The sequence below is a fragment of the Mycobacterium sp. Dal123C01 genome, from assembly GCF_052566995.1.
Genome location: NZ_CP199580.1, coordinates 2,423,381 through 2,449,793 on the forward strand (window position 1 = coordinate 2,423,381; position 26,413 = coordinate 2,449,793).

Consider the following 26,413-nt stretch of genomic DNA (forward strand, 5'->3'; position numbering starts at 1 on the left):
ACGCCGTATTTCCGCGCGCCGTGGCAGCGAGGAATGACCCCGGGCCGGAAGCTCGCGAATCTGCTTGTGGCTGATCTTAATTCCCTTCGGGTACTCGGTCGGCACGAGGCGAAACCGGTTCGTTCACAGTATTGCGTCGATCGCGTCGAGGTATGCGTCGGTCATCGCTTCGACGGTGTAGTGCTTGCGCATGCGCTCGAAGCCACGCAGTCCAACCGACGGCAATGTGGCGGGGTCCGCCAGGATCTCGGCCAAGTGTTCTCGCCATCCCTGCACCGACACTGGCTCGACGAGGTAGCCGGCCTTTCCGAAGTCCAGCATTTCCGGGACGGCGCAGATCGCCGACGCGGCAACGGGTATCGCCCGCGCCATCGCCTCGAGAATTACCAACGGAAATGCCTCGGAGCGGCTGGGCAGGCATAACAGGTCGGCTTCGGCCAGCGCGTGCTCGGGACCGGGCGACCAGCCGCGCCAATGCACTCGGTCGCGTAACGCGGCGGGCGTACGGGCCTCGAGTTTCGCCCGGTCCGGGCCGTCGCCGAATATCGATAGCGTCCACGGGAATTCCGTTAGGCCACTGAGCGCGTCGACCAGCACATGGGGGTTTTTGTGCTCGACGATCCGTGAAAGGACCACCAAATGCACCGGAGCGCCGTCGGGGCGGATCCGCTGGCTCGGCTGGCCCTCCATCGTGACGCCGTTGGGTGCCACGAAGCGCCGTCCAGTCAGCCGATGGTGGGCGGCCAGCATTTCCCAATGCCGTTGTGCCAGAACAACGAAGCCATCCGCCCGGGACATTGCGGCGGCGAGTGGCCGCGAGTAGATCGGGCCATCCTCCTCCGGCGGGGTGTGCGGGGCGACCAGCCAGCGTCGGTCGCGGCCGGCGGCCCGCCAGAGCGTGCCAAACCCCGTCTCGGTGTTGGTGTCGCCGCTGATCAATACCGCCGGACCTGCGGGCCGATCGACGGCCGGCGCCCACCATGGTTGTCGCACCACCCGCACGCTGCGTGGGATCTCGTCGATCATCGGGCCGAACCGTTGCACGCAGACGATGGTCACCGGATAGCCGCGGCGGGCCAATTCGGCTGCCAGCAACGCCTTCTGCCGCTCGGCTCCTCCGTACACCAGGCGGTTGGTGGCGATCACGATCGCCGGTAGACCGTTGCTTCGGTTGCGCTGCGCCCCACGGCGGGCGGCACGCTTGCGCGGCTGTATCCGGTCCAAAAGCGTTGTGCCGACGAGATATACGTCCGCGTGGTGAACGCTGGTCTGATGCTCGAGGACCAGGGCGGTATTGGCGCGCAGCATATCGCGATCGCGACGGAGTTCGTCGGCCGAAACGTCGCCGTCGGGCAGTGCGTCGGCTCCGAGCGCACCGAAGTCGGCCACCGGACTGCCGTGACCGAAGCCAACTTCGTCGGCGAGCAGAATGCGCCATCCCGCCGCGCTGGCGCGGGTCTGCCAGTCGACGGCCACCCCGTAGCCGAAGAACTCCTCGTCGAAGCCGCCGACGGTGTTCCAGGCCGCGCGGCTGATCGCTAGGCAGCCACCGTCGACATAGCCGTCGATGCCCTGCGATTCGGCGGGCTGGTGGGTGTACCGGGGCGAAATCGGGGTTCGCCGTAGCGAATTCGAGTGGCCGGTGGCCGCCACCAGCGCACGGAGCAGGGTGGGGCGGCGCATCGCGAGGTCCCACGGGGCCGGGTCAGATGCGGCATCGCCACGCGCCATCGGCGATACCGCCGCCACCGTGGGCTGACGAAGTAACTCTCTGGTGCGCGTCAACGGTCCCCGCAGCTCTGCGGTGGGATTCACCAGCAGCAGATCGGAGTTGGGCGGCGCGTGCTCCACCAACGCGTTGAACGCCGCGCCGACGCCGAGGTGTACCAGCCCCAGCACCCAATGGGCCGACGGATACCGGGCGGCTAGTTCCTCGCGATCGGGATATCCGGCGCCGCTGTTCTCATAGACATAGACGGGCAGCTCAGGCAGCTGCTCGGCAACGCTGGCCAGACATTTCTCTACCAGGACGTGGTTCTTGTCGGCCACGATCAGCACCGCGAGCGGTCGCGCCGACGGCAACGCGGCCGCCTCACCCGTCGGGCGTTTCAGATATGCCCGGTCCCTTTCGCGGCTCATGCCGGCATCTTTTTCCGGGTGAGCGAGGTCAACATCGACCAGTTGACGGGCCCGATCGCCATGTTGAGCGCGAGGTAGACAACGGCCGCAATGGCCAGCACCAATACCACGTGGACGCCGGGGAGCAACAGCACGACCGCGACGCTGGCCGCGGTCGGCAGCAGCACCCGCAGCAAGAACTTCACCGGCGTGCGGTAGCCGCACCGGCGTCGCAGCTGCCAGCTCGCGACCAGCATGCCCAACAGTTCCGTGCACACCAACGTGACACCAGCACCGACAGCGCCGAACCGGCCGGCCAGAACGACGTTCAGCACGATGTTGAGCACCAGCGTGACGACCCAGACCCGGAACAGGAATCGCTGTTGATGAGAGGCGAACAAACCCTGGCCGAGGGTGCTGGTGATGCACCGCAGCGCGGCAGCGACCAACAGCAATGTCAGCGTGGGGGTTCCGCGAGCGACGAAGGCCTGGTCGCCGAGCAACCCGATCAACGGCCCGGCCAGTAGCGCGCCGATGACGGCGACGGGCACCATCAGGAAATACATGAGTTCGACGCTGCGGCGCAGGAAGTCGGCGAAAGCGCCGACATCGCGGGAGAACAACTCCGTCGCGGTCGACAGCGACGACCTGAGGAAGAAAAGTGCCAGCACCTCGGTATTGAACGCGAGGGTGTAGGCCAACCCGTATACGCCGACCTCGGATTGGGTGCTCAGCAAGGACAGGATCACGCCGTCCGCGCGCCAGTACACGAGTGCGACCACCATGACGCCCATCAGCGGCAGGCTCTCCCGCAACAAATCAGCGGTCTCCCGCCACGCGAAGATGGGCCGCAGCGAGACCTGTCGCGCCGCGGCGGTGCCCTGGATCAGTAGTTGTAGAGCCGGCGGGATGAGCTGGACTACCGCGAACCAGATCACGTCTGCGTGGCTCGTCACCAGCCAGGCGACCGCGCCCAGCACGGCTAGCCTGCTGACAACGTCGGAGATGGCTACCGCGGAGAACTTGACGGTGGCCATGAATACCGGCTCGAACCGCGTGGTCATCGTCATCATCAGCAGCTGCCCGGACAACACCACGAGCATCACGCGCACGTCGGCATCGTGATAGACGAGCAGCCCGGAGATTGCTGCCGCGGCAGCCAGCGGCACGCAATACAGCAGGGACAGGCCGCTATTGACACGAACGAGTCGCTCCAGCTCGCCGCGGCCGGACGTCACGCGTCGCACGATGACGGTTCCAATGCCGAGATCGGCCAGGCTGGACCACATCCCGATGAAGACGACCGCGATCGTGAGCAGTCCATAGAGACCGGGACCCAGGTAGTGGGCGGTCATCGCCACCGAAACGACCGACGCCAGCATCCCCAGTGCACGGCAGACCAGCTGGATAGCGTAAGCGTGAGCGATCTGCGACAGCGGCACCGTCGGTACAACCGCAGGGTCGGTTACCGGTTCTGTCATCGCCGTTTCATCAGTAGGCCCCATCGCCTACCAGGACGACCTTCAATGTTTTGGCGACGATCATCAGATCCCCCGCCATTGACCAGTTATCGACATAGGACAGATCCAAGCGGACGGACTCTTCCCATGAAAGGTCTGAACGGCCACTTACTTGCCACAATCCGGTGACTCCCGGCTTGACCAGCAGCCGGCGTTTGGCTTCAACGTCGTAATTCTCCACCTCACGTCGCAGCGGCGGCCGTGGCCCGACGACGCTCATATCCTGCTTCAGCACATTGATGAATTGCGGCAACTCGTCGATGCTGAGCTTGCGGAGCACCCTCCCGATGGGTGTGACGCGGGGGTCTCGGCGAATCTTGAACAGCATGCCCCCGGCAGAGTCATTGTGCGTTAGCAGACGCGCGATTTGGTTGTCGGCGCCTTCCACCATGGTGCGGAATTTGAGCATCGTGAAGGGCTTGCCTTCGAGCCCAATGCGTTCGGCCCGGTAAAACACCGGTCCCTTGCTTGTCAGCTTGATTGCGATGGCGCATGCGATCATGACCGGCGTTATCGCAATGAGTGCGGCCAGTGCGAAACAGAAGTCGAAGGCCCGTTTCTGAAAGCGGTTGGTCTCTTCGTATTGGGGCTTTTCCACGTGCAGCAGCGGGAAACCCGCGTACGGCCGCAGGGCCAGTCGGGCGTTAGCGACGTCCATAACCCCGGGGGACACCACCAGGTCGATGTCCGTGGTTTCCAGCTGCCACATCAGCTCTCGGATGCCCTGTACCCCCAAGTGCTCAGTCCGGGCCACCGCCACGGTGTCCGCATCGCAGCCCCCGATCGCGGGCGCCGCATAGCTCTCGTCACCAAGAATCGGGATCGCGTGCCCATTAACCTCTAGCGTCTCGCCGCGGGGCAGTCCGTATCCCGGAATGCAGACACCGACCACGACGTAGCCGTTTTTGGGGTTGCGCTCCAGTTCGTGCGCAAGATGTGAGACACCAGAGCGGTCTCCGATCGCCAATACCTTGGTCTGGTATTCGCCCTGGGCTCGCTTCCGGCCGACATACCGGCGCCACATGTTGCGGCTCGTCAGCAATCCCATGGTGCCGACGGGAAGCGCGACCGCCAGGTAGCCCCGGGCCAGATCGATCTTGGCGAGCAGCGTGATGATCGCGATGATCCCGAAAGTCTGGAACGACGCGTGGGCGATGCGCCGGTACTCGTCGATTCCCGCTCCGATGACTCGCGTCGACCGGGTTTGGAATATCGCCAGCGACGACAGCCAGAGCGCCGCGAAGAGAGCCGAGAACATCGTCATCACGTCGCCGGCATAACCGGAGGCGGATGGCGAATCTCCGAACCGGGCAAACTGTGCCAGCGTCACCGATCCGGCCACGATTGCCGTGTCGGTGATGCGTACGCGGTTCGCATACTTCCTTTGCCAGCGCCGGTGCTGAGAGCCGCCGGTGGTTGGCAGGGGAAGCGCCGTCGCTGGCGCGCGGATTGCTGGGATGTACTGCAAGGCGGTGATACTTACCCGCTCTCTTGCTGGCACGCGCGCTCGTCGGTGCTGAACCTCGTCCCGGATGGCGTGGCGTATTCGCTGAGATGGACTGGCCGGCGTGCCGGTGCGATACGCGCCGGGACAGCGGATGAGTCGTGGGTTGATCGTTCGGGCAACTGTCGGTCGACGCCCAGCATCATGATGACGTCGCCGTCGACGCTGTCCGACTTCGGCCAGGTGGCGTCCTCTTCGGAAATGACCGTCACCGGCAGCGGCCATTTAATTCCGAATTCCGGTTCGTTGAACCGGAATCCCTCTTCGCCGGCAGGCGTCGGGGAACCGCTGACCTGAGAGCTGACTTCGGTGTTGTCCCTGAGGGTTTGGAAGCCGTGGGCGACATAAGGCGGCACGAACAGCGCCCGGTGGTTGTCTTCGCTCAACTCCACCATGACGTGGCTGCCGTAGGTCGGCGACTCGGGGCGGACGTCCACCACGACGTCGGCAATTGCGCCGCGGGTGCAGCGAATGAGCTTGGCCTCGGCGTGCGGCGGCGCCTGACGGTGCAAGCCTCGCACCGTGCCCCGGGTGTAGTTGAAGGAGATATTCGTCTGCACGATATCGGCGAACAGCCCGATTTCGGCGAACTCCTGGGCGGAGAAGGACTGTGAGACGAAGCCGCGATGGTCGCGGGTGGGCTCGATGTCGATGATCGTCAGCCCCGCGATAGTCGTGGGCGTGTACTTCACTTACGTCTCCTTCCAGAACGGACGCTCGTCGGGACCAGGTAGTCGTCGCTAAAGATTCGTCCGGTTATCCGTATCCGGCGGACGGCGGCTGTGACATGACGGTGGGGACCAGGCCATATCGCGGACCGGCGGTGGGCCCGGCCCCGGACGTCGGCGCCCGTAATGGGACTCCGCCCAACATGCTTGGTGGAGCCGCACCTGCAGCGCCGTTGGGCAGTGCCGAAACGGCGCCGCCTAACGGTGACGGCGGAACCACGCTGGTCCAGCCCTGCGGCACCGACATCGGCCCCAACGAGGCAGCCGAGCCCATGCTGCCGAGCACTCCGCCCCCCGCGTTTCCGAGCCCGGCCGCGCCGGCCTCGGCCGCACCCGCCGCGGCCGCCGCTCCGAGGTCGGCGCCGACGGCGCCGGTGGCCGCGCCCATGGATTGGGCGCTCTGGGCGATGCCAAAAAGGCTGGACAGCGCGTACAGCGGGGTGGGCAGCGCCATGATCCAGATGGCCGAGATGTTGCTGAGCGCGGAAATGGTGTCCGAGTCGAACAAGCTTCCCAACCCAGTGGACGTGTCCGCGACAAGACTCGACGACATGACTCCGGTGGGCGTTGACATCGCGTCCAATGTCGGCGAAACCTGTGCGACCAGACTCTGCAGCGCCGCTTGCTGTCCGCCCGAGAGGCCGGTGGCCTTGGCAACCGCGATCTCCTGCGAGGACACCCCGCCCTCATCGGTCACGTCTGGCGCCGGGGTGAATGGCGTCACGTCGGTCGCGACCGACGAATTCGCGGCGTACGCGTACATCGCCGCGGCGTCCTGCGCCCACATCTCGCCGTATTGGGCCTCGTTTACCGCGATCGCCGGCGAATTCTGCCCGAAGAAGTTGCTGGCGGTCAGCGAGGCGAGTTGGGCCCGGTTGGCGAAAACCATCGGTGGCGGGACGGTCATCATGAAGGCGGCCTCATAGGCCTCCACGGCAAGCCTGGCTTGACCCGCCGACTCGGCGGCTCGCGCGGCCGCCCCCGTCGTCCACGCCACATAGGGGCCGAACGCGGACGCCATGGACAGCGACGAGGGCCCCAGCCACCGCCCGGTGGTCAATCCCGCGATCACTGTTCGGTAAGCACTTGACACAAAATGCAGCTCGGCGGCCAGATGGTCCCAGGCTGTCGCGGCGGCCGACAGGGATAGCGGGCCGGGCCCGGCATACATCCGCGTGGAGTTGATCTCCGGTGGTAACGCGCCAAAATCGATCACTTCAGTACCTGCGCGTCAGTGGGCCGTGGCCGCGTTGGCGGCGCGTGAGCTGGACACGATTCCGTCGGTACAAGCCGTCGCTGGCGAGCCTCCGCGGTTCATCGCGGAGTCGGTACCCCACGATGTGCAGGCCAACGCGGTCAGGCCACCTGGCCGCGTGGTGACCAGCGACATGTATTCCCCCTCAACCGACGTATCAAACTGACAACCTCATAATAGCGTATAAAACATACTTTTAGTTCACATAACTAGGGTGAGCCTTACTACAGGTATCTCGCCTCGTCGGCTTGCGGACACGAAGGTGGGCTCTGCGGCGGCTGCTAACCTCAGTAGTGGTCAAATGTCGCTTGAGACACTCGTTCGCTCTGGACCGCTGAAGAAGCGAGGTGCGTGCCCTGCTTGACGACGGCATCAATACCGTGGAGGCGATCGACCCCTCGGACGCTGGCCCGGCCAACGGCGATCGCCGATGCGCGGCACCGCGAAGGTGAGTTCTGCGACCCGATGAATTCTCAATCCCACGATGGCCGCGCGGATGCGACGCGCCGACAGATTTTGCGAGCTGCCTCACATCAGTTCGCGCGACGGGCCTACCACGACGTTGGTCTCGACGACATTCTCGCGGACGCCGAACTGACCAAGGGCGCGATGTATTTCCATTTCAAGTCGAAGCACGCGTTGGCGGTCGCGATCATCGACAAGCAGACCGCCGCGGGCTCGAACGCAGTGCAAGACCTGAAGAAGCGGGGACTTTCGGGCCTCGAGACCCTGATCGACTTCTCGTATCTCATAGCCGTCGGGGACATCCAGACGGATGCCGTACGTGCGGGACTTAACCTCATCGAGTCGGTTGGTCGGACGCAAGGGCTGCAGGAGAGGTTGTTGGGCAGCTGGGCCGAAGCTTTAGCCGGCGTCGTTGAGCAAGCCATCGCCGAAGGTGACATCGATAAACGGTGTGATCCCCTGGATGTGGGCCGCATGTTGGTGTCGCTGCATATGGGACTGCGACAAGCCAGCAGTCTGGATCACTCGGAACAGTTCCTGCTCGATGTGGAAAAATCCTGGACCTTCCTCCTGACGGGGATACTGCAACCGGACCGGTTCGAGTACTTCGGCCAATTCCTCAAGCGCCGTGCCGCGCTCGCGATCAACTCCATTGCCAGTAGCGCGGAGTCGCCGCAATAAGAACGACTCGGTCTAACCGATCGGCATAGCGGTTAACGGCTGTTAATCTGCTTGCGAGGCAAGGTGAGACGGGATCAAGGAATCGGCGCACCGATGAGAGTCCGGAGGCATGAGGGCAATGGCGCGCCAGGTTCGATCTGAAGCGACTCGGCGAAGGATTCTCACCGCCGCGATCGAGGTGTTCGGCGAGGTCGGGTATGCAGCCGCTGGATGGAGCGCGATCATCGAGCGGACGGGAATGACCAAGGGCGCCCTCTATCACCACTTTGATTCGAAAGAAGCGTTGGCCTCAGCCATCATTGAGGAAGGTTCAGACAAGCTCCTTAGCGCCTTCCGGAATGTGTGCGGGTCATCATCGCCGGCGCTGGAGAACTTGCTGCATGGCACCTTCACGATCGTCAAGGTGCTGAGTTCCAACGAAATTGCCAACGCCGCTGAGCATTTGATCGCTGCGCTGGGTGGCTTTAACACGGCTGCCGGACGCTTCTGCACGGACCTCGTTGCGTTGGTGGCTGCCGAGGCCCAGCGGGCAATCTCCCAAGGAGACCTACGCGGCGACGTTGATCCAGAAGTGATCGGCGAGTCGATCGTCGGCGCCATCTTCGGAATGCGCTTGCTATCCAACACAATATCCGGGCTCGACGGAAACGGCGTCGTTGTCGGCGATGGCATCGAGCGCCTGACTCGGATCTGGGAACTTTTTCTCCCCGGGATCGTCTCGGAAGCGTCACGGGCCTATTTCGGGCAATTCCTTGGCCGCGAAGCAATGCGCCATGCTCGGACCGCCGCAACGACGACGGCGGTGCAGCCGCCGGAAACGGGCTAACTCAGGCTAGTGCTCTTCTCCCCACAACTGCTCGGTCAGATCCTGGAACGTCGCGAGGGCGAATTGGTCGTCGACCCGCATTCCGACTGACTTGCTCATCAGCGCGCGCACGACCGAGCCGTCCTTGTGTGCCAATTCGACGACCATGTTCGCGAGGGCATGAACGACCGGCAGCAGGGATTCCGAGTCGGCGGTCTGATGGAAAATCTCACGGAATCGCAGCGCCAAGACTTCGTCCGGCTCGTAGCCCACCATTTCCGCAAATGCCGTGTTGGTGAACAAGATCGTGCCGTCGTCGCCGACTGCCAGCACCGGAACCGGAATCCGTTCCAGCACCACCAAGGCAGGGAGCTGCTTCAAGGTGGTCATCGGCGATTGGATGTTCTGGTGCCGGTTCTGTCGTCGTTCCACAGGCCGATTATGGTCTATGTCAGAGGTCACGTTGGCCACTATTTCCTAACGCACTCGCTGACGGCCGTTTGCTTTCACTTCTTCTCATCTTCGGAAGCCGGATTCTCGTCTCGTTCCCGTCACTCACTGCGTTCGTTCCGCTCACTCGTCTTCGGAAGCCGGATTCTCGTCTCGTTCCCGTCACTCACTGCGTTCGTTCCGCTCACTCGTCTTCGGAAGCCGGATTCTCGTCTCGTTCCCGTCACTCACTGCGTTCGTTCCGCTCACTCGTCTTCGGAAGCCGACTGGTATCGCGGGAACACGCCGGTGGGCGGCGGCAATACCGTGCCAGGGGTCAGCCGCGTGGCGATGGCGGTAAACGTTCGTTGGTCTTCGGCCTGTCCGAGCAAGTCCAGCAGCTTGCCGGCCGATTCCGGCATGACCGGCGCAACCAGCAGGGCCGCGATCCGGACCGCCTCGCAGGTGACGTAGAGGACGGTGCGGAACCGCACCTGATCCGCGTCGGACTCGCTCTTGCGCAGCACCCACGGCTGCTGGGCCGAAAAGTACTTGTTGGCCTCGCCGAGCATCAGCCAGATCGCCTCCAGGGCCAAGTGCATTGCCTGTTCGTCGAACCTGGCGCGCACCCGCTCCAGCAAGGCGTCGGCAATCGTGAGCAGCTCGGAGTCGGCGGCGGTGAGCTCGCCGGGTTCGGGCAGCACCCCGTCGAGGTTTTTGGCAATCATCGACAACGACCGCTGCGCCAGGTTCCCCAACTCGTTGGCCAGATCGGTGTTGATCCGGTTGATGATGGCCTCTTCGCTGTAGCTGCCGTCCTGGCCGAACGGCACCTCGCGCAGCAGGAAGTAGCGCAGCTGGTCGACGCCGAACGCGTCCGCCAGCGCCACCGGGTCGATGGTGTTGCCGACCGACTTGCTCATCTTCTCGCCGCGGTTGTGCAAGAACCCGTGTGCGAAAACCCTTCGCGGCAGCTCGATTCCGGCTGACATCAAAAACGCCGGCCAGTAGACCGCGTGAAACCTGATGATGTCCTTGCCGATCATGTGCAAATCGGCGGGCCAGTAGCGGCGGAACGACTCCGAGTCCATGTCGGGGAAGCCGGCGCCGGTGAGGTAATTGGTCAGCGCGTCGACCCAGACGTACATGACGTGGTCGGGATGCCCGGGCACCTGCACACCCCAGTCGAACGTGGTTCGCGAAATCGAGAAATCGGTCAGGCCGCCAGAGACGAAGCTGACCACCTCATTGCGACGGACCTCGGGTCCGATGAAATCGGGGTTGGCGTCGTAGTGCGCCAGCAGCTTGTCGGTGTATGCCGAGAGCCGGAAGAAGTAGGTCTGCTCCTTCTCGCTCCAGGTCACCGGTGCGCCGGTTTCGGCGGCGATGCGGGTGCCGTTGACCACCTCGGTCTCGGAGTCGGTGAAGTACCGCTCGTCGCGCACCGAGTACCACCCGGAATAGGTAGCCGAATAGATGTCTCCGGCGGCCTCCATGCGCCGCCAGATCTCCTTGGACGCCTCGTGGTGGTCGGGATCGGTGGTGCGGATAAAACGGTCGAACGAGATGTTCAACGCCTCCTGCATGCGCTGGAACACATCGGAATTACGCCGCGCCAGCTCGGCGGTCGGCAGCCCCGCGGCCGCCGCGGTCTCGGCGACCTTCTGGCCGTGCTCGTCGGTTCCGGTCAGGAAGCGCACGTCGAAACCGTCGAGCCGCTTGAATCGGGCGATCGCGTCGGTGGCGATGTATTCGTAGGCGTGACCCACGTGCGGCGCACCGTTTGGATACGCGATCGCAGTGGTGACGTAATAGGGCCTCATTGAGATTCACCCTATTGTGTGCGCGTGAGCTCCAGCCGACCCGGTAAACGAGAAGCGCCGCCCGCCCCGGAGCCGTTGGCTCCCCTGATCGATGCCCACACTCACCTCGACGCATGCGGTGCCCACGACGCCGACGGGGTGGTGGCCGTCATGGAGCGTGCCGCCGCGGTCGGAGTGGGCGCGGTCGTCACCATCGCCGACGATCTGGAGTCGGCGCGCTGGGTCACCCGGGCCGCCGACTGGGACCCCCGGGTGTACGCGGCGGCGGCGTTGCACCCGACGCGCGCGAATGCCCTCGACGACGAGGCCCGCGCCGAGATCGAGCGGCTGGTTGCCCACCCCCGAGTGGTGGCCGTCGGTGAGACGGGTATGGATCTCTACTGGCCCGGTCGGCTGGACGGCTGCGCTGAGCCCGACGTGCAGCGGGAAGCCTTCGCGTGGCATATCGACCTGGCCAAGCGGTGCGGTAAACCGCTGATGATTCACAACCGGGAGGCCGACGCCGAGGTGCTCGACGTGTTGCAGGCCGAGGGTGCTCCCGACGCCGTGATCTTCCACTGCTTTTCGTCCGACAGCGCAATGGCCCGCCGTTGCGTGGACGCCGGGTGGTTTCTCAGCCTGTCCGGGACGGTCAGCTTCCGTAATGCGCGCGCGCTGCGGGAGGCCGTGCCGTTGATGCCGGCCGAGCAGCTGCTGGTGGAGACCGACGCGCCGTTTTTGACGCCGCATCCTTATCGTGGCGCGGCCAATGAGCCGTATTGCCTTCCTTATACTGTTCGGGCGATCGCTGAACTCGTCGATCGCCCGGCAGAAGAACTGGCGCGAATCACCACCGACAACGCCCGGCGCGTCTACCGACTGGCCGCGCCGACCAGGTGATTTCAATAACACCTTCGCGCCAGAGTTGCCCCACATTGGCCGGTTCGTTACCGTCTTGTGATCGAATCGTTGGTTTATTGCACTGTTGTCAATTGCTGCTGGATAGGTCGTTAAGTGCTTACTGAGGTCGGGGTAGACGCGCGTTGACTGTATTGAGAAAACTTCATCAGACCCCATCACCGATGTTGCGGCTCGTAGTCGGAGGGCTGCTTTTAGTACTCGTCTTCGCCGGCGGCTTCGCGGTCTCGGTGTCCAAGACCCTGACGTTGACCGTCGACGGCATCGCGATGCGGGTGACGACGATGAAGTCGCGAGTGATCGACATCGTCGAAGAAAACGGCTACGTCATCGATCAGCGCGACGATCTGTATCCCGCCGCTGATGTCCAGATTCACAATGCCGACAAGATCGTGCTGCGGCGCAGCCGGCCGTTGGAGATCTCGCTGGACGGCCGCGACACCAAGCAGGTGTGGACGACGGCATCCACCGTGGACGAGGCGCTGGCCCAGCTCGCGATGACCGACACCGCCCCCGCCGCGGCCTCGCGCGGCAGCCGAGTTCCGCTGGCCGGAATGGCACTGCCGGTGGTCAGCGCTAAGACCGTCCAGATCAGCGACGGCGGCACGATACGCATGGTGCACCTGCCGGCGCCCAACGTGGCGGGACTGCTCAACGCCGCCGGCGTGCCGCTGCAAGACAGCGACCAGGTGGTGCCCAGCGCGACGTCGCCGATCGCCGACGGCATGCAGATCCAGGTGACGCGTAACCGCATCGAGAAGGTCACCGAGCGGATTCCGTTGGCGCCCAACGCGCGCCGGGTCGAGGACCCCGACATGAACATGAGCCGCCAGGTGGTCGAAGACCCGGGTAGCCCGGGCACGCAGGACGTGACCTACGCGGTGGCCAAGGTCAACGGTTTGGAGACCGGTCGGCTGCCGATCGCCAACATCGTGATCGCGCCGGCCCGTGATTCCGTGGTCCGCGTGGGCACCAAACCCGGTACCGAGGTGCCCCCGGTGACCGACGGGTCCATCTGGGATGCCATCGCGGGCTGCGAGGCCGGTGGCAACTGGGCGATCAACACGGGTAACGGGTATTACGGTGGCGTGCAATTCGACCAAAGCACTTGGGAGCGCAACGGCGGGTTGCGGTTTGCGTCCCGTGCCGACCTTGCCAGCCGGGATGAACAGATCACCGTCGCCGAGGTGACGAGGGAGCGCCAGGGATGGGGCGCCTGGCCGGTGTGCAGCGGAAGAGCTGGTGCCCGCTGACCATCCGGCTGCTCGGGCGCACCGATATCAGGCGGCTGGCCAAAGAACTTGAGTTTCGGCCACGAAAATCGTTGGGCCAGAATTTCGTCCACGATGGCAACACAGTCCGGCGGATAGTTTCGACTTCTGGAATCGGCCGCACCGACCATGTCCTGGAGGTTGGCCCGGGCCTCGGCTCGCTCACGTTGGCGCTGCTCGACCGCGGCGCCACGGTCACCGCCGTCGAGATCGACCCGGTGCTGGCCGAGCGGCTGCCGCAGACCGTCGGTGAGCAGTCGCACAGCGAAATCCAGCGGCTGACGGTGCTCAACCGCGACGTCCTGACGCTGAGGCGCGACGAGCTGGCCGTTGAACATGGCCAAGCGCCCACCGCGGTCGTCGCCAACCTGCCCTACAACATCGCGGTCCCGGCGTTGCTGCATCTGCTTGCCGAATTTCCGTCCATCCAGGTCGTGACCGTGATGGTGCAGGCAGAGGTCGCGGAGCGGCTTGCCGCCGAGCCGGGTGGCAAGGAATACGGCGTGCCCAGCGTCAAGGCGCGCTTCTTCGGACGGGTTCGCCGGTGCGGCATGGTGTCGCCGACGGTGTTCTGGCCCGTGCCCCGCGTCTACTCCGGGCTGGTTCGCATCGACCGGTACGACACGTCGCCGTGGCAAACCGACGACGCCTTCCGGCGGCAGGTATTCCAGCTGATCGATATCGCCTTCGCGCAGCGGCGCAAGACATCCCGTAACGCATTCCTGGAATGGGCGGGCTCCGGCAATGAGTCGGCGAATCGATTGCTGGCAGCCAGCATCGATCCGGCCCGGCGCGGAGAGACGCTGTCCATCGAAGACTTCGTCCGATTGCTGCGTCGTTCCGGCGATCCGGCGCAACCGAAAGCTTCCGGTAGCTGAGCCCGGCGTTTGTCAGGCGTCGCCGGGCGGCGTTGCGTGTAGTTGGCTGCCGGCAGCGATAGTCTGCTGCGGTGGCGGTGGTTTGCAATGTCTGACGGCAACACCGCTACGCAATGGGAGCCCACCGGGTCGATCACCGTTCGCGTGCCCGGCAAGGTCAACCTGTACCTCGCGGTCGGCGATCGCCGTGACGACGGTTATCACGAGCTGACGACGGTGTTTCACGCCGTCTCGCTGCTCGACGAGGTGACGGTGCGCAACGCCGACGTCCTGTCGCTCGAACTCGTCGGCGAGGGTGCCGACAAGCTGCCCACCGACGAAGGCAACCTGGCCTGGCAGGCCGCCGAGCTGATGGCCGAACATGTGGGCCGCGCCCCCGATGTCTCGATCATGATCGACAAATCCATTCCGGTGGCCGGCGGGATGGCGGGTGGCAGCGCGGACGCGGCGGCGGTGCTGGTCGCGATGAACTCGCTGTGGGAACTCAACATGCCGCGCCGCGATCTGCGCATGCTGGCCGCGCGGCTGGGCAGCGATGTGCCTTTCGCGCTGCACGGTGGCACCGCGCTGGGCACCGGGCGCGGCGAGGAGTTGGCCACGGTGTTGTCCCGGAACACCTTCCACTGGGTGCTGGCCTTCGCCGAGGGCGAGCTGCTCACTCCGTCGGTGTTCAGCGAGCTCGACCGGCTCAGGGATGCCGCGGACCCGCCCCGGCTCGCTGACCCCGGCCCGGTGCTGGGCGCGTTGGCCGCCGGTGATCCACAGCAGCTGGCGCCGCTGCTGGGCAATGAATTGCAGGCGGCGGCGGTCAGCCTGGATCCGGCGCTGCGGCGTGCTCTGCGCGCCGGTAAGGAGGCGGGTGCGCTGGCCGGCATTGTGTCCGGCTCGGGCCCGACGTGCGCGTTTTTGTGCACTTCAGCGGCCTCGGCGGTCGATGTCGGCACTGACCTGTCGGGGGCGGGCGTCTGCCGCACGGTGCGGGTCGCGAGCGGTCCGGTGCCCGGCGCCCGCGTGGTCCCAACACCCATGACCGAAGCCTGAACAAACTGTGAAATCCAACTCAAATCGCCGAATTGTTGGGTTGTTACTTAAGAGGAGTTTAAGATAACTCGCGGTGACGACTATTGATCAGGAAGAGCATTCGGCTTGGCCGTCCGCCCGGAGCCACGGCGGACGGTCGATTGGTGGACGCCGGACGCGTCCGGCGCGCCGGGCTCATGCTGATCAGGCAACCGGACACGGGGTTGCTGTTCCATCACTATTTCGAGATCTAACCGCTTCCCAACTGTGCTCGCGCGCCTGCTGCAAACTGCTGCCCAGCGAGCGGAACATGAAAACCCGGGTCTTGGGGACCACACCGGAACCGAGGAGGTTTGCGTGAGCAGGTTTACCGAGAAGATGTTCCATAACGCCCGCATTTCGAAGAAGGGCATGGTCACCGGTGATCCTCACGCACCCGTCCGCCACACCTGGGCCGAGGTCCACGAGCGCTCTCGCCGCATCGCGGGCGGCCTGGCCGCCGCCGGCATCGGCCTCGGCGACGCCGTCGGTGTGCTTGCCGGCTTCCCGGTGGAGATCGCCCCGACGGCGCAGGGCCTGTGGATACGCGGGGCCAGCCTGACCATGCTGCACCAGCCCACCCCGCGCACGGACCTGGCGGTGTGGGCCGAGGACACCATGAACGTCATCGGCATGATCGAGGCCAAGGTCGTCATCGTCTCCGAGCCGTTCCTGATCGCCATCCCGGTGCTGGAAGAGAAGGGCATCAAAGTCCTCACGGTCGCCGACCTGCTGGCCTCGGAGCCGATCGACCCTATTGAGGTCGGCGAAGACGATCTGGCGCTGATGCAGCTGACGTCCGGTTCCACCGGCTCGCCCAAGGCCGTGCAGATCACTCACCGCAACATCTACTCCAACGCCGAGGCGATGTTCATCGGCGCCCAGTACGACATCGACAAAGACGTGATGGTCAGCTGGCTGCCCTGCTTCCACGACATGGGCATGGTCGGCTTCCTCACCATCCCGATGTACTTCGGCGCGGAGCTGGTCAAGGTCACGCCGATGGACTTCCTGCGCGACGCGCTGCTGTGGGCCAAGCTGATCGACAAGTACAAGGGCACCATGACCGCGGCGCCCAACTTCGCCTACGCGCTGCTGGCCAAGCGGCTGCGCCGGCAAGCCAAGCCCGGCGACTTCGACCTGTCGACCCTGCGCTTCGCGCTGTCCGGCGCGGAGCCCGTCGAGCCCGCCGACGTCGAGGACCTGCTCGACGCGGGCAAGCCGTTCGGCCTGAATTCCTCCGCGATCCTGCCGGCGTACGGCATGGCCGAGACGACGCTGGCCGTGTCGTTCTCGGAGTGCAACGCCGGTCTTGTCGTCGACGAGGTGGACGCCGACCTGCTGGCTGCCCTGCGCCGGGCCGTACCCGCGACCAAGGGCAACACCCGCCGGCTGGCCACCCTCGGTCCACTGCTGAAGGACCTCGAGGCCCGCATCATCGACGAGCAGGGCAATCTGATGCCCCCGCGCGGCGTCGGCGTCATCGAGCTGCGCGGCGAGTCGCTGACGCCGGGCTACCTGACCATGGGCGGCTTCATCTCGGCCCAGGACGAGCACGGCTGGTACGACACCGGTGACCTCGGCTACATCAACGAAGACGGCCACATCGTGGTCTGCGGCCGCGTCAAGGACGTCATCATCATGGCGGGCCGCAATATCTACCCCACCGACATCGAGCGGGCCGCGTGCCGCGTCAACGGTGTCCGGCCCGGGTGCGCCGTGGCGGTCCGTCTTGACGCCGGCCACTCCCGCGAGACGTTCGCCGTCGCGGTCGAGTCCAACGCCTTCCAGGACCCGGTCGAGGTGCGCCGGATGGAACACGAGGTCGCTCGCGAGGTGCTCAAAGAGGTCGACATGCGGCCCCGCAACGTCGTGGTGCTCGGTCCCGGGACCATCCCGAAGACGCCGTCGGGCAAGCTGCGGCGGTCCAACTCCGTCACCCTGGTCACCGGGTAACGGTTTTTCCGCGAATTACCAGGCGTGCACGCGGTTTTGCGCGGGCTCTAGCCCCAGTTCGATGAGCAACTCGGTCGCGTCGGCGGCCTGCTCACAGATCGTGGGAATTTCGGGGCGCTCGCTGGCGGCGAAATTTTCCAGCACGAAGGCGGCCGGGTCCTTGCGGCCGGGTGGACGCCCGATCCCGATGCGCACCCGCTGAAAGTCTTTGGTGCCCAGCGCCGAGGCCACCGAGCGCAGCCCGTTGTGGCCGCCTTCGCCGCCACCGATCTTGAGCCGGACGCGACCGAATTCGAGATCGAGGTCGTCGTGGATGACAATCATGTCGGCCGGCGGCACGGAGTAGAACTTCGCCAGCGGACCGACCTGGCGGCCGGACTCGTTCATGTAGCAGCGCGGCTTGGCCACCAGCACCGAGTGCCCGGCGAGTCGGCCGCTGACCACTTCGGCGCCAGAACGCTTGTGCACCTTGAACTTTGAGCCCAGCCGGGCGGCAAGCAGGTCGGCAACCATGAACCCGACGTTGTGCCGGGTGCGGGCGTAGTTGTCTCCGGGATTGCCCAGGCCGACCACCAAGAGGGGTTCGGCCACGTCGACGCTCGCCTACTCGGACTCTTCTTCGGAGGCCTCGGCGTCGCCGGCCTCTTCGTCTGCCGGAGCTTCCTCGCCCTCGGTGGTCTCGCCGGCGCCCTCTTCCTCCAGGTCCTCGGCGGTCGGCGCGTTCACCACGTTGACCACCAGCAGTTCCGGGTCGGAAATCAGGCTGACGCCCGACGGCAGCGTGATCTGTCCGGCGGTGAACTGGGTGCCGGGCACGGCGCCTTCGACCGACACCGTCAACTGCTCGGGAATCGACAGGGCCTCGGCCTCGATCTCGATGGTGCTGGTCTCCTGGGTGACCAGGGTGTCAGGTCCGGCCTCGCCCTCGACGATGACCGAGACCTCGACGACGACCTTCTCGCCGCGACGAACGACCAAGAGGTCGGCGTGCTGAATGTTGCGCCGGATCGGGTGGATGTCGAGCGCTTTGGTCAGTGCGAACTGTTCCTTGCCGGCGATGTTCAGGGTCAGCACGGCGTTGGTGCCCGAGTGCCGCAGGACGGCCGCGAAGTCGCGTCCGGGCAATTCCAGGTGCTGGGGGTCGGCGCCGTGGCCGTAGAGAACGGCGGGAATCTTGCCCTCGCGCCGGGCCCGCCGGGACGCGCCCTTGCCCGTCTCGGTTCGGACGATGGCCGTGAGTTGGTTGGCTGCAGACTTAGCCATTTGTGTCGCTCCTGTGTGCTCGGTACCTAGGTTTCAAGGCACGGCCAGGATCGCGACATGTGTCGGTCTCCGTCGATAACGGTGCTGGCTAAACGCCGGCTACCCTCGCCGTGACGCCCGGCCAGGGTAGCGCATGATCTCCTCAGAGCGGAAATTTGGTGGCGGTGAGCTGCTCGGATACGTCCCACAACGCGGTGGCGGTCGTCGGATCTTGGGCCCGTCGGCTGCGACTGACCGGTTGGGTCCGGCCGATCCAGCCGAATCTGGGGCCGATGAACGTGTCGCCCGGCAAGTCCTGCGACGCGGCGTACAGCGTTTGCTGTGCGCCGAAGTCGGCGCTGGTGGCAACCACCCGGGTGGCGGCCGACATCAGTGCGTCGCCCATCTTGCGGCCGGAGGCTCCTTGCAGGTTGGTGTGTGAGTAGCCGGGGTGGGCCGCCACTGAGCGCAGCGGAGAACCGGCCAAGTTGAGGCGTCGCTGCAGCTCGCTGGTGAACAACAGGTTGGCCAGCTTCGCCTGGCTGTAGGCCAGCCAGGCCGAATATCGCCGGGTCTTCCAGTTGAGGTCGTCGAAGTCGATCCGACCCGGCCAGTGCGCCATCGATGTCAGCGTCACCACCCGGTCGGTGAGTTTGGGGAGCAACTGGTTGGTCAGCGCGAAATGACCGAAATGGTTGGTGCCGATCTGGCTCTCGAAGCCGTCAGCGGTCAGCGCGAAGGGGGCGGCCATGATGCCGGCGTTGTTGATCAGTAGGTCGGCTTTGTCGACCCCGTCGGCGAATTGGCGTACTGACGACAGATCCTGCAGATCCAGCTGGCGCACCTCGATGTCGCCGGTCATCTGGCGGGCGGCGGCCTCACCTTTGCTTGGGGTGCGGACGGCCAGGATGACTTTGGCGCCTTTGCGGGCCAACTCGCGGGCGGTGATCGCGCCCAGCCCACTGTTGGCGCCGGTGATGATGACGGTGCGCCCGGCGAATGACGGCAGATCGGCGGCGGTCCAGTCGGTCATGCCCTCAATGTCTACTAGTGCCCGGGGTCGAACTCCAGCGGCAAGGTGGTGGGGCCGGTGATTCCGGCCATGCCTTTCCATGGGCTCGGTCCGGTCTGGCGGGCGTTGGGCATGCGTTGGGTGATGATCCGAAGGCCCTCAGTCAGTTCCAGCCGCGCCAGGTGAGCGCCCAGGCAGTAGTGCACGCCACCGCCGAAGTTCAGGATCGGCGCCGCGCTTTGACGGGTGATGTTGAGTCGGTCCGGATCGTCGTAGACGCACGCGTCGCGGTTGGCAGCGGCAGTGTTGGCGGCCACCAGGGTGCCGCCCGGGATGCGGATGCCAGCCAGGTCGACGTCTTCGGCGGCTCGCCGGATGGTGCCGAAAATGATTGGGCGGTAACGCATGAGCTCGTCGACCGCGGCGGGCGCCAATTCCGGATGCTCTGCGAGCAGGGCCCATTGGTCGGGGTGGGCGCAGAGCGCCCCCACGGCCGCGGCCAGCTGGTTGCGGGTGGTGTCGGTGCCGGCGCCGAGGAGGGTGGCGCACAGCATCAGCAGTTCGTCGTGGGTAAGCCGGTTGCCGTCGTCTTCGGCGCGGATCAGTTCGGAAATCAGATCGTCGGTTAAAGACGTTCGGCGTTGGGAGATCAGGTCTTCGAGGTAGGCGTCGAGTTGGTCCCACGCCGCGAGGATCGCGGGCGTGTCATTGACGACGTCCCACTCCAAGAGTTTCTTGATGTCGTCGGTCCAGTCGGAGAAGAGCTGCCAGTCTTCGGCTGGGGCGCCCAGTAACGCGCAGATGACCGGCGTCGGGTAGCCGCGGGCGATGTCGGAAACCACGTCGCAGTGTCCGACCGTGGTGAGCGGTTCGACTAGCCCGCTGATGATTTCGACGGCGACGGTTCGCAGTCGCTCGGCGGCGCGAGGCGCGAAAGCCTTTGACACCAGCCGACGCAGGCGATGATGCGCGGCGCCGTCGAGGCCGAGGATGTTGGCGGTCGCCCGGTCCCACAGCGGACCCGAAGTGATGCCCTGCGCATCAAGTCCCAGGCCCTGGGCGGTGACGAACCGGTTGTCGCGCAGCACGGTGCGGACCGCCTCGAAGCTCAACACCTCGGGTCCGTAACGGCCGATCGCGATGGGGGCCCGACTTCGGGCGTCGGCCAGGATGCGGTGTGCCTCCTCGGGATCGGCGAGGTGGTCGTAGGCAATTGCGGGCAATCCCGCGTCGAAAACGCTCGGGCGGTCGCTGATGAGAGTGGTCATGGCAGTCGACTATCCGGCGCCAGAGGATCAAGACCATCCGCCAGAGCGCGCAGATCTACGCGCTCCCGGTCGTAGATCCGCTCGGCCGCCCATGCGCATCTACGCGTTCTGGCCGATGTTTTGCCTCGGCGAGGCCGCGATGCTGGCTACCATGAGGCAGAATGCGGAGACACCGTCGCTGACTTGGAGCGATTTGGGCGTGAGCGAGTTGCTGCCGACCGGAACGGTGACGTTGCTGCTGGCCGATGTCGAGGGTTCGACGCGGCTGTGGGAAACCGAGCCGGAGAAGATGACGGCGGCGCTCGCATTGCTGAATCGCACCGTGAACGAAACCGTCGCCGCGCACGACGGCGTGCGACCGTTGGAGCAGGGCGAGGGTGACAGCTTCGTGGCCGCGTTCGCCCGCGCCAGTGACGCGGTCGCGTGCGCGTTGGCGTTGCAGCGCGCTCCGCTGGCGCCGATCCGGATCCGTATCGGCATCCACACCGGCGAGATCCAGCTACGCGACGAATCCAACTACGCCGGCCCCACCATCAACCGCACCGCACGCGTCCGCGATCTGGCCCACGGCGGCCAAACCGTCATGTCAGGGGTGACCGAGTCGCTGGTCGTCGACCGCCTGCCCGACGGAGTGTGGCTGACCGAGTTGGGCAGCTACCCGTTACGCGGTGTGCCGCGCCCCGAACGTGTGGTCCAGTTGTGTCATCCCGATCTGCGCAACGAGTTCCCACCACTTCGGGTGGGTCAATCGGTGGCGTCGCACAACCTGCCGGCACAGTTGACGAGTTTCGTTGGGCGCCAGGCCCAGCTGGCCGAGTTGGGCCAGACGGTCACCGCCAGCCGGTTGGTCACGTTGACCGGCGCCGGCGGGGCGGGCAAGACCCGACTCGCCGTCGAAGTCGCCTCCCAAGTTGCCACCGAATTCGGTGACGGGATCTGGTACGTCGATCTGGCACCCATCACCAATCCGGTGGTGGCTGCACTGACGGTCGCGCGCACGCTTGGCCTGCCCGATCAGACCGGCCGCTCCACCCTTGAACTGCTGGTGCGGTTCTTCAGCGACAAAACCATGTTGCTGGTGCTCGACAACTGCGAGCACCTGCTCGACGCCTGCGGAAGCATGGTCACCGAACTACTCAGCGCCTGCCCGAACCTAACGATTCTGACCACCAGCCGAGAGCCACTCGCCGTGCCCGGCGAATTGAGTTGGCGGGTACCGTCATTGCCTCTCGCCGATGAGGCCATCCAACTCTTTACCGACCGCGCCCGCCTCGTCCGCGCCGAATTCATTGCGGGCGAAGACAATAAAGCGTTGGTTCAAGAGATCTGCGAGCGCCTCGACGGCATGCCGTTGGCGATCGAGCTTGCCGCAGCACGCGTTCGAGCCCTGTCACTGACCCAAATCCTGGACAGCTTGCATGACCGGTTCCGGCTACTGACCGGCGGCGCACGCACCGCGGTACGTCGCCAGCAGACCTTGCGCGCCTCGGTGGATTGGTCGCATGCGTTGTTGACCGAGCCCGAGCAGGTGTTGTTCCGCCGGCTGGCGGTCTTCGCCGGCGGCTTTGATCTCGACGCCGCCCAAGCCGTCGGCGCCAGCAGCAACGTCGAAACCTACCAGCTGCTGGACCAATTGAGCCTGCTGGTCGATAAATCGTTGGTGGTTGCTGACGACGCCGGTGACGGCATGCGCTACCGGCTGCTGGAAACGGTGCGCCAATACGCGCAAGAAAAACTCGGCGAATCCGGTGAAGCCGACGATGTGCGCACCCGCCACCGCGACTACTACACGGACACGGTCGCGGAGTTGCATTCCCGACGGCTGGCCGGCGTTGAGACTCTGATGCGGTGGGTGGGCGTCGAGATCGCCAACCTGCGCGCCGCATTCACTTGGAGCCGGGAGAATTCCGACCTCGAGGCGGCGTTGCGGCTCCTGTGCTCGTTGCAGCAGTTCTGGGTGCGCGATGGAAGTTTCCGCGAAGCACTCGCCGGATTCGACGCGATATTGACCGACCAGCGTCCTGAGACGGTAGCACCGGATGTGTGGGCATGTGGGGTGGCCGACCACACCACCATCGCGGCGTGGATTGCGATGCCCGCGAACCTGGATCGAACAGAAAACGCCCTGGCGATCGCGCGCCAGCTCGACGACCCGGAACTGCTCGTCCGACTGTTGCTTTCGTGCGGGATGATCGCTTTTTACAACGCCGAGGTTGCTGGGGAGTACTTGGCCGAGGCGATCGATGTGGCCCGTGCGTCAGGCAATGACTGGATCCTGGGCCAACTCTTCAGCTACCTGGCGGCCACAATGGGCGTCGCCGGTGAGCCAGTCGCCGCACGGGCGTCCGCCGAAGCGGGACGTGACCTTGCGGACGCGCTCGGCGACCAGTTCGTATCCAGGGGCTGTCGAGCGTGGCTGGGTGTAGCGCTATCGATAATGGGCGATCTCGATCAGGCCGCGGAAGCCACGCGTCGCGCGGCCGACGATGCGGAGGCGGCCGGGGACGTGCCTATGCAGGCCTTCAGTTACTGCGGCTACGGCTTCACGATGGCACATCAGGGGCAGCCGGCCGCCGCGCTTGCCGCCGCGCAATCCGCACGCCAAGCCGCAGAAGCGATGGGTTGGGTCTACGAGGATGCGGTGCATGCGATGTTGGCCATCGCCGCGCTCGCGGGTGGCGAGGCCGCGGCGGCCAGACAGGCAGCCGAAGAAGCGTTTCAGCACACCGTTCCGGAACGCTTTCTCTTCACCAGCAGCTTCACCCCCACGGCCGAAGCCGCATTGGCGTGCGGCGATCTCACCGCGGCTCGGCAGTGGGCCGACCAAGCCGTCGCGGTGGTACCTGGCGCGCACCAAGTAGGCGCGCTAACGGTTCGTGCGTTTGTCGCGATGGCGCAGGGCGAACCGGAGCAGGCCGAGCGCGACGCCCACGACGCCCTCGCCGTCGCCGCCCGCACCCAGGGATACCTGCGCGTCCCCTACGCCTTGGAGTGCCTGGCCCAATTGGCGGCCGACGACGGCAACCACCCGTATGCGGCGCGACTGTTGGGTGCGGCGGATGCTATCCGGCAGCACACGGGGCATGTCCGCTTCCCGATGTATCAGGCCCGCTACGACGCGACTGTCGCTGCAGTCCGGGAGGCATTGGGGCAGAAGGGCTTTGATGACGCATGGGCCGAAGGCGCTGCCCTGAAGACGGAGGAAGCGATCGCCTACGCGCAACGCGGTCGCGGCGAGCGTAAACGCCCCGCCAGTGGCTGGGGCTCGCTGACGCCGATGGAGAACGACGTGGTGCGGCTGGTCACCGAAGGATTGGGTAACAAGGAGATCGGCGGGCGGCTTTTCATCTCACCGCGCACCGTGCAGACCCACCTCACCCACGTCTACGCCAAGCTCGGTTTGACGTCGCGCGTTCAGCTCGTCCAAGAGGCCGGCCGCCACGCTTGATTACTTTGCGGCGACGACGAATCCGTGGATTATCGTGTCGATATCGGTCGATTGCGCGGCAGCCTGGTCGGCCAGACCGGTGATCGTGAGCTGAACGAAGTAGCGCTGTTTGGCCGGCGGCGACCCGGTCGGCAGCACTATCCGGTTCCAGCTGTGTAGCCGGGTGCCGTTTTCACTGTTGTAGCTGCCCTGGATCATCGACGAGGGATAGCCGTTGTAGGGCGCCATCGAGGCGTCCAGTTGTTTGAAGTTGTCGAACAATTGGGCATCGTCGTTGCCGTGCTTGATGACTTGCGCCGGGTCGAAGTCCCCGTTCAGGGCGAACACCACGAGCCGCGCGGTCGGGTACTTCTTGTCCTTGGCCAGTATCACGGTCTGCGGCGCGATGTGTGGATCGGTGAACGGCGTCCAGCCCGGCGGCGTCGGTATCGATACCCTCAGATCGGTCAGGGAACTCGGCGCCACCTGCTTGCCACTCACGCCGATGCTGTTCAGGTACTGCGACAGGGGGACGGGTTTGTCGATGGTCGTGGTGGTCGTGGCCGTCGCACTCGTCGTCCAAACCGAGGAGTAGTCAGGAGTTTTGGGTCCACAAGCGACCGCAGCCAGCGTCAGTGCGGCGATCGTGACAGCGGCCGCGAGCCGTCTCACAGAATCTCGCGGACCGCGTCGATCGGACGGGCCAGCCGGGTGCCCTTCGCGGTGACGACGAACGGCCGTTCGATCAGAATGGGATGTTCGGCCATCGCGTCGAGCAGTTGATCATCCGTCGCGTCGGCGAGATTGAGTTCGGTATAGAGCGATTCGCGCTTACGCACCGCGGTGCGCACATCGACGTCCGCGTCGCGAATCATTTTCACCAACTGGGCGCGCGACGGTGGCGTCTTCAGATACTCGACGATCTCGGGTTCTGAACCGTTGTCCCGCAACAAGTCCAGCGTCTTACGGGAGGTAGTGCAACGTGGATTGTGATAGATGATTGCTTTGTCTGGCTTGCCAGCCATCTAGGCGTCTCCGTCGAATAGCCCTGTGACTGAGCCATTTTCGAATACGGCGCGAATGGTGCTGGCCAGCAGCGGCGCGATCGACAACACCGTGAGTTGCGGGAAGCGCTTGTCCTCGCCGACCGGCAGCGTGTTGGTGACGATCACTTCCCGGGCGCCACAGGCGGCCAGCCGCTCGGCGGCCGGCTCCGACAGCACGCCATGGGTCGCCGCGATAACGACGTCGCTGGCGCCGTCTTCGCGCAGCAGCTTCACCGCACCGGCAATGGTGCCGCCGGTGTCGATCATGTCGTCGATCAACACACAGGTGCGGCCTTCGACCTCGCCGACGACGCGGTTGGACACCACCTGGTTGGGCACCCGTGGGTCACGGGTCTTGTGAATGAAGGCCAGCGGAACGCCACCCAATGCGTCGGCCCACTTCTCGGCGATGCGCACCCGGCCGGAGTCGGGGGAGACCACGACCATATTGCCGTCCTGATAGTTGTCCTTGATGTAGGTGGTCAGGAGGTTCTGGCCGCGCATGTGGTCGACGGGCCCGTCGAAGAAACCCTGGATCTGATCGGTGTGCAGGTCGACGGTCACGATCCGGTCGGCTCCGGCGGTCTTTAGCAGGTCGGCGACCAGCCGTGCCGAGATCGGCTCGCGGCCGCGGTGCTTCTTGTCCTGGCGGGCGTAGGGGTAGAACGGCATGACGGCGGTGATCCGTTTCGCGCTGCCTCGCTTGAGGGCGTCGATCATGATCAGCGCTTCCATCAGCCAGTTGTTCACCGGGTCCGGGCAGGATTGCAGGACGAAGGCGTCGCAGCCACGTACCGACTCGTCGAAGCGCACGAAGATCTCGCCGTTGGCGAACTCCCGCGCCGTCTGCGCGGTGACGTGGACGTCGAGTTCCTTGGCGACCTGCTCGGCCAGCTCGGGATGTGCCCGGCCAGAGAACAGCATCAAATTTTTGCGATTATCGGTCCAGTCGTGGCTCACCGTGCTGCCCTCGCCGTTTCGGGGTCGAGATCTGGAATGGAAATGCCCATCGTACGTAGCGAATGGTAC

Annotated in this window: 23 protein-coding genes; 8 read left to right on the forward strand and 15 right to left on the reverse strand. The window is 65.2% G+C overall.

Translation table 11 applies throughout. The features are described from left to right. Window positions 1-123 precede the first annotated feature (123 nt). From ACTXG5_RS11670 to ACTXG5_RS11695, 6 genes are all read right to left on the reverse strand, one after another. Window positions 124-2,139, reverse strand: coding sequence for a glycosyltransferase (locus tag ACTXG5_RS11670; RefSeq protein ID WP_445163797.1), 2,016 nt, complete (start codon window positions 2,137-2,139; stop codon window positions 124-126). After that, a complete protein-coding gene (locus tag ACTXG5_RS11675; protein WP_445163798.1) occupies window positions 2,136-3,599 on the reverse strand; it encodes a flippase in 1,464 nt (487 codons plus the stop codon). The genes ACTXG5_RS11670 and ACTXG5_RS11675 overlap by 4 nt, the downstream gene beginning before the upstream one ends. Window positions 3,600-3,609: 10 nt before the next feature. Beyond that, window positions 3,610-5,097 carry a sugar transferase gene (locus ACTXG5_RS11680; protein ID WP_445164374.1) on the reverse strand — a complete coding sequence of 496 codons (1,488 nt, stop codon included), beginning with the start codon at window positions 5,095-5,097 and terminating at the stop codon, window positions 3,610-3,612. A gap of 20 nt (window positions 5,098-5,117) precedes the next feature. After that, the gene (locus ACTXG5_RS11685) at window positions 5,118-5,834 is read right to left on the reverse strand and encodes a dTDP-4-dehydrorhamnose 3,5-epimerase family protein (protein ID WP_445163799.1); all 717 of its coding nucleotides are present in this window, start codon (window positions 5,832-5,834) and stop codon (window positions 5,118-5,120) included. Between the two features lie 64 nt (window positions 5,835-5,898). Then, the gene (locus tag ACTXG5_RS11690) at window positions 5,899-7,086 is read right to left on the reverse strand and encodes a PPE family protein (protein ID WP_445163800.1); all 1,188 of its coding nucleotides are present in this window, start codon (window positions 7,084-7,086) and stop codon (window positions 5,899-5,901) included. Window positions 7,087-7,101: 15 nt separating this feature from the next. Then, entirely contained in the window at window positions 7,102-7,260 is a 159-nt protein-coding gene (locus tag ACTXG5_RS11695) for a hypothetical protein (protein WP_445163801.1), read from the reverse strand. Window positions 7,261-7,590: 330 nt separating this feature from the next. Here ACTXG5_RS11695 and ACTXG5_RS11700 point away from each other — a divergent pair, with 330 nt between their 5' ends. Together ACTXG5_RS11700 and ACTXG5_RS11705 are read left to right on the forward strand one after the other, a co-directional pair. Then, window positions 7,591-8,271 carry a TetR family transcriptional regulator gene (locus ACTXG5_RS11700; protein ID WP_445163802.1) on the forward strand — a complete coding sequence of 227 codons (681 nt, stop codon included), beginning with the start codon at window positions 7,591-7,593 and terminating at the stop codon, window positions 8,269-8,271. A 118-nt stretch (window positions 8,272-8,389) separates the two neighbouring features. Continuing rightward, the gene (locus tag ACTXG5_RS11705; RefSeq protein WP_445164375.1) at window positions 8,390-9,097 is read left to right on the forward strand and encodes a TetR family transcriptional regulator; all 708 of its coding nucleotides are present in this window, start codon (window positions 8,390-8,392) and stop codon (window positions 9,095-9,097) included. 6 nt (window positions 9,098-9,103) lie between these two features. Here the strand turns inward: ACTXG5_RS11705 and ACTXG5_RS11710 are convergent, their stop codons facing one another. Next, the gene (locus ACTXG5_RS11710; RefSeq protein ID WP_445163803.1) at window positions 9,104-9,466 is read right to left on the reverse strand and encodes a PAS domain S-box protein; all 363 of its coding nucleotides are present in this window, start codon (window positions 9,464-9,466) and stop codon (window positions 9,104-9,106) included. 305 nt (window positions 9,467-9,771) lie between these two features. Further along, window positions 9,772-11,328, reverse strand: a complete 1,557-nt coding sequence (metG, locus tag ACTXG5_RS11715; protein ID WP_445163804.1) for a methionine--tRNA ligase — start codon at window positions 11,326-11,328, stop codon at window positions 9,772-9,774. Window positions 11,329-11,346: 18 nt separating this feature from the next. Between metG and ACTXG5_RS11720 the strand changes: the two genes are divergently transcribed. The 5 genes from ACTXG5_RS11720 (at window position 11,347) to ACTXG5_RS11740 (ending at window position 17,389) form a co-directional block, all read left to right on the forward strand. Further along, on the forward strand, window positions 11,347-12,207 hold the full coding sequence (locus ACTXG5_RS11720) for a TatD family hydrolase (RefSeq protein WP_445163805.1): 861 nt from the start codon (window positions 11,347-11,349) through the stop codon (window positions 12,205-12,207). Window positions 12,208-12,350: 143 nt separating this feature from the next. Further along, entirely contained in the window at window positions 12,351-13,478 is a 1,128-nt protein-coding gene (locus ACTXG5_RS11725; protein WP_445163806.1) for a transglycosylase family protein, read from the forward strand. Further along, the gene (gene rsmA, locus ACTXG5_RS11730) at window positions 13,433-14,374 is read left to right on the forward strand and encodes a 16S rRNA (adenine(1518)-N(6)/adenine(1519)-N(6))-dimethyltransferase RsmA (protein WP_445163807.1); all 942 of its coding nucleotides are present in this window, start codon (window positions 13,433-13,435) and stop codon (window positions 14,372-14,374) included. The genes ACTXG5_RS11725 and rsmA overlap by 46 nt, the downstream gene beginning before the upstream one ends. Before the next feature lie 87 nt (window positions 14,375-14,461). Beyond that, window positions 14,462-15,415 (forward strand): 4-(cytidine 5'-diphospho)-2-C-methyl-D-erythritol kinase, encoded by a 954-nt coding sequence (locus ACTXG5_RS11735; protein ID WP_445163808.1) that lies wholly within the window; start codon window positions 14,462-14,464, stop codon window positions 15,413-15,415. Between the two features lie 336 nt (window positions 15,416-15,751). After that, window positions 15,752-17,389: a fatty acyl-AMP ligase gene (locus ACTXG5_RS11740; protein WP_445163809.1), complete on the forward strand. Its 1,638-nt coding sequence runs from the start codon at window positions 15,752-15,754 to the stop codon at window positions 17,387-17,389. Between the two features lie 15 nt (window positions 17,390-17,404). On the opposite strand, the gene pth is transcribed toward ACTXG5_RS11740, so the two are convergent. The 4 genes from pth to ACTXG5_RS11760 all read right to left on the reverse strand — a co-directional run bounded on the left by pth (window position 17,405) and on the right by ACTXG5_RS11760 (window position 20,911). Further along, window positions 17,405-17,980, reverse strand: a complete 576-nt coding sequence (gene pth, locus ACTXG5_RS11745) for an aminoacyl-tRNA hydrolase (RefSeq protein ID WP_445163810.1) — start codon at window positions 17,978-17,980, stop codon at window positions 17,405-17,407. Window positions 17,981-17,992: 12 nt separating this feature from the next. Beyond that, entirely contained in the window at window positions 17,993-18,652 is a 660-nt protein-coding gene (locus ACTXG5_RS11750; protein ID WP_445163811.1) for a 50S ribosomal protein L25/general stress protein Ctc, read from the reverse strand. A gap of 142 nt (window positions 18,653-18,794) precedes the next feature. After that, window positions 18,795-19,664, reverse strand: a complete 870-nt coding sequence (locus tag ACTXG5_RS11755) for an oxidoreductase (protein WP_445163812.1) — start codon at window positions 19,662-19,664, stop codon at window positions 18,795-18,797. A gap of 14 nt (window positions 19,665-19,678) precedes the next feature. Beyond that, window positions 19,679-20,911: a cytochrome P450 gene (locus ACTXG5_RS11760; protein ID WP_445163813.1), complete on the reverse strand. Its 1,233-nt coding sequence runs from the start codon at window positions 20,909-20,911 to the stop codon at window positions 19,679-19,681. A gap of 139 nt (window positions 20,912-21,050) precedes the next feature. Between ACTXG5_RS11760 and ACTXG5_RS11765 the strand changes: the two genes are divergently transcribed. After that, window positions 21,051-24,359, forward strand: coding sequence for a helix-turn-helix transcriptional regulator (locus ACTXG5_RS11765; RefSeq protein WP_445164376.1), 3,309 nt, complete (start codon window positions 21,051-21,053; stop codon window positions 24,357-24,359). On the opposite strand, the gene ACTXG5_RS11770 is transcribed toward ACTXG5_RS11765, so the two are convergent. From ACTXG5_RS11770 to ACTXG5_RS11780, 3 genes are read right to left on the reverse strand one after another with little or no spacing between them, the layout of a single operon-like run. Continuing rightward, the gene (locus ACTXG5_RS11770) at window positions 24,360-25,010 is read right to left on the reverse strand and encodes an LpqN/LpqT family lipoprotein (RefSeq protein WP_445163814.1); all 651 of its coding nucleotides are present in this window, start codon (window positions 25,008-25,010) and stop codon (window positions 24,360-24,362) included. Continuing rightward, complete coding sequence (gene arsC, locus ACTXG5_RS11775) at window positions 25,007-25,363, reverse strand: arsenate reductase (glutaredoxin) (RefSeq protein ID WP_445163815.1); 357 nt, start codon at window positions 25,361-25,363, stop codon at window positions 25,007-25,009. Before arsC ends, ACTXG5_RS11770 begins: the two co-directional genes overlap by 4 nt. Further along, on the reverse strand, window positions 25,364-26,344 hold the full coding sequence (locus ACTXG5_RS11780; protein ID WP_445163816.1) for a ribose-phosphate diphosphokinase: 981 nt from the start codon (window positions 26,342-26,344) through the stop codon (window positions 25,364-25,366). Between the last annotated feature and the right edge of the window lie 69 nt (window positions 26,345-26,413).